Annotated in this window: 4 protein-coding genes; 3 read left to right on the forward strand and 1 reads right to left on the reverse strand. The window is 68.2% G+C overall.

Features of this window, described 5'->3' with window-relative positions:
• Positions 1-163: 163 nt before the first annotated feature.
• The gene (locus tag HUK82_RS15125) at positions 164-502 is read right to left on the reverse strand and encodes a P-II family nitrogen regulator (RefSeq protein WP_176614738.1); all 339 of its coding nucleotides are present in this window, start codon (positions 500-502) and stop codon (positions 164-166) included.
• A gap of 185 nt (positions 503-687) precedes the next feature.
• On the opposite strand from HUK82_RS15125, the gene mtnK reads away from it, so the two are divergent.
• The 3 genes from mtnK to HUK82_RS15140 form a co-directional block, all read left to right on the forward strand.
• Positions 688-1,920 carry an S-methyl-5-thioribose kinase gene (gene mtnK / locus HUK82_RS15130; protein ID WP_176614739.1) on the forward strand — a complete coding sequence of 411 codons (1,233 nt, stop codon included), beginning with the start codon at positions 688-690 and terminating at the stop codon, positions 1,918-1,920.
• A gap of 10 nt (positions 1,921-1,930) precedes the next feature.
• Positions 1,931-3,376 carry a sodium:solute symporter gene (locus HUK82_RS15135; RefSeq protein ID WP_176614740.1) on the forward strand — a complete coding sequence of 482 codons (1,446 nt, stop codon included), beginning with the start codon at positions 1,931-1,933 and terminating at the stop codon, positions 3,374-3,376.
• A partial coding sequence (locus HUK82_RS15140; RefSeq protein ID WP_176614741.1) for a hypothetical protein occupies positions 3,376-3,679 on the forward strand: 304 nt, incomplete at its 3' end. The genes HUK82_RS15135 and HUK82_RS15140, both read left to right, overlap by 1 nt.

A 3,679-nucleotide genomic window follows, 5' to 3' on the forward strand; every position in this document is an offset into this window, starting at 1 on the left:
CTTACCTGCCACTCTCGTTGTTCAGCCGCACCACACTCGACACGGCGCCTTCATACGCAAGGCCGAACGAACGAATACGAAACTAATCCTCAATTGTCGATCCAAGGGAAACGAAATTCCCCGTGTGCGACCGACACCGGCGACGGGAGGCTACCGCGGGGCGTCACAGCGCCTCATTTCCCGTCTCGCCGGTGCGGATACGCATCGATTCGTGCAGGTCGAGCACGAAGATCTTGCCGTCGCCGATCTTGCCCGTCTGGGCGGCCTCGCGGATGGCGGCCACGGCATCGTCGGCCAGATCATCGGGCACCGCGATCTCCAGCTTGGCCTTGGGCACGAAGCTCGTGCGGTATTCGGCTCCGCGATAGATCTCCATCTGCCCGCGCTGGCGTCCATATCCCTTGACCTCGGTCACGGTCAGGCCTGCGATACCCAGTTGCGCCAACCCGGTGCGGACATCGTCGAGCATATGGGGCTTGATGATCGCGACGATAAACTTCATGGGCCGAATCCTCCTGTGGATCGCCGTACGTCGATCCTGTTTCGTCCCTTCGATGTGGAGGATGGAGGTGCGCGTGCGCAAGAGGGCAGATCAAGGACTTGCGCATGACACGATACCGGTTAATCGCTGGACGACTTAGCGCGCGCTGTCGCGGTCCATCGGCCTAACCCGAAGGTACGTCCTCGATGATTCATCATACCGCCTACCGCACTCTCGCCCGGACGGACGTGGCGCCTTACCTTGCCGAGGTGCCGTCCCTGACGCACCTGCTGGGAGGACGGGCGGCCGACTGGTCGGTGCGCGAAGTGAGCGACGGCAATCTCAACATGGTCTGGATCGTCGAGGGTCCGGCGAGGGCGGTCTGCGTCAAGCAGTCGCTGCCACATGTGCGTGTCGACCCGGCATGGTCCATGCCGCTCGACCGCACGGCGTTCGAGGCCGCCTATCTGCGTGAGGTGGAGCCTCTGGTGCCCGACCTGATCGCAAGACCCCTGCATTTCGACCCGGTGCAGTTCGTGCTGGTGACCGAAGCCCTGCGGCCGCACCGCGTCGTGCGCGGGATGCTGATCGACGGCATCGTGCCTACGGGCCTCGGGGCGGCCATTGGCCGCTATGTGGCTACGACCGGGATCGGGACGTCGCTTCTGGCCGCGCCGTTCGAGACGATGATGGGACGTATCGCGACTTTCGCCGCCAATACCACGCTGACGCGGATTACGGTCGATCTGGTCATGACCGACCCGTTCCGGGCCCATCCGCGCAATCGCCCGATGCGGCCCGAACTCGAAGCGCTGGAATGGGACCTGTCGTGCGATCGCGCGCTGGCGGCGGCCGTGGCGCGTCTGCGGGCACGGTTTCTGGGCACGCCGCAGGCGCTGCTGCATGGCGATCTGCACACGGGGTCGATCATGGCGCATGACGGGGACATACGCGTGATCGACGGGGAGTTCGCGCTCTGCGGACCTGTCGGCTTCGATGCCGGGATGTTCCTTGCCAACCTGCTGCTAAGCGGTTTCGCCAACCCGCACACGGACGGCGCGATGGACGAGATCGCACCGTTCTGGACGACATTCGTGGCGCAGGCGCAAACGCTGTGGCAGGCGCTGGAGACCGCGGGCGGTGACGTGTATGACGCCTGGGCCCTGTCGCACGCCGATGAACGCGCCGTGCCGTGTGCCGCGTGGCGGGCGGAGATCTGGCGCGACATGCTCGGGTTCTGTGGGCTGGAGATGATCCGACGGACGATCGGCTACGCGCAGGTGGCCGATTACGCGGTCGCGCCCGACCGCGCGCGGGAGGCCGCGCGACGGCACAGGGCCGTCACGTTCGCGCGGCGGTTGCTGACGGTCCCGGAGGCGCTGCCCAGCGTGACCTGGCTGCTGGACGCCGCGCAGGACGCGCGGCGCGAGCCGGTCTGAGCGTTCGGGCATGGCGTTGCTGATCGTCGCGATTTACCTGCTGGTGCTGCCTGCGGTCGCGCTCGCGCTGGCCCGGCGTGGCGGGAGTGGCGGCGATTACCTCGGGCAGGCCCACGATCTGCCCTGGTGGGCGCTCTGCCTGTCCCTTGTCGCGACCGAGACGTCGACCCTGACCGTCATCAGTGTTCCGGGCGTGGCCTATGGCGGTGGTTTCGTGTTCGTCGGGCTGGCGTGCGGCTATCTTGTCGGGCGCGGGCTGGTCGCGTGGCAGCTTCTGCCACGCTATCGCGCCGGCGGAATGGCGAGTGTCTATCACTATCTCGGACAGCGCTTCGGCGCCCCCGTGCAGGCGCTGGTCTCGGCCACGTTCCTGCTGACCCGCGTGTTGGCGGAAGGGGTACGGCTGTTCGCCGGGGCGTTGCCGGTCGTGCTGCTGCTGCGCAGCCAGGGCATCGTGCTGCCGCTCTGGGCGGTCCTGGCGATTCTGGTCGTGCTGACGGCGCTGTACACGGTGATCGGCGGACTAAGGGCGGTGATCTGGTCCGATGCGATTCAACTGGCGCTGTATATGGGAGGGTCAGCCGTGTGCGTGGCGTTGCTGTGGCATGGTGCGACGCCGGGCATCGTTCACCGCCTCGCGGGTGGCGGGCGACTCGCGCTGTTTCATACGCACACGCGGGGCGCGTTGGTGTGGACGGATCCGTTCACCCCTCTTGCGGCCGTGTTGGGCGGCGCGGTGCTGACCGTGGCTTCGCACGGTACGGACCAGTTGCTGGTGCAGCGCGCGCTGGCGGCCCGGACGCTGGGCGATGCACGCCGGGCGATGGTCGCCAGCGCGGGTGTGGTCGGTGGCCTGTTCGCGCTGCTGTCGGCTGTGGGCGTTCTGTTGTGGGACCGGGCCGGCGGCGCCCCCTTGCCCGCGGGTGGCCCGGACGCGCTCTTTCCGTCCTTTATCGTGCATGATCTGCCGTCGCCTGTGGCCGGGCTGATGATCGCCGGGGTCCTGGCGGCGACGATGGGCTCGCTCTCGGCGACGCTCAATGCCATGGCGGGGGCCACGGTCAGCGATTTCGGCCGGTCGATCCGGGCCTTGCGGGCGCGAACCGGGTTGGGCGATGTCGGTCTGGCGCGCCTGGCAACAGTCGTCTGGGCATTGATCCTGATCGGGGTCGCCCGGGGTTTTGCCGGGGGATCGGGTTCGGCTGTGCTGTTCGGGCTTTCGGTGGCGGCCTATGCCTATGGGGCCATGCTGGGTGCATTTCTGCTGGGGATGCTGGTGCCGCGCGCGCGGGGTCGGGACGTTGTGCCGGCGTTCCTTCTGGCTCTGGCCGTGACGGCCATGGTGGTGATCTGGGTCAGGCCGGGCGGACGGCCGCTGGCCTTTTCGTGGCTGGTGCCGCTGGGCGCGGCCGTGGAGGTGTCGGTGGGTGCCCTGCTTGCGCGAAGGACGGCGTGATGAACCGATGGCTGCCCATGATTGCGATCGTGGCGGGAACGCTGACGGGGGGCGCGGCACGGGGTGCGGCGGTCGCCAGACACCAGGCCCCGGGGTCCACTGCCGCCTGTGACGCGGGCGCGATGGACGATCCCGAAGGCGCGCGCCTGCGGGTCATGGCCCGACTCGGCGGGCGGGAGGCCGCGAGCCAGCCCGATCTGGCGGAGTGCCTGGCACGCGCCGATGCCTTGCTGGGTTTATGGGACGAGGCGGGGGCCCTGTTCGACGGGCTGGCAGCCCATCTTGGCGGCGAAGCGGGGATGG

It is taken from the genome of Ameyamaea chiangmaiensis, assembly GCF_013376175.1.
In the GTDB taxonomy this organism is placed as follows: domain Bacteria; phylum Pseudomonadota; class Alphaproteobacteria; order Acetobacterales; family Acetobacteraceae; genus Ameyamaea; species Ameyamaea chiangmaiensis.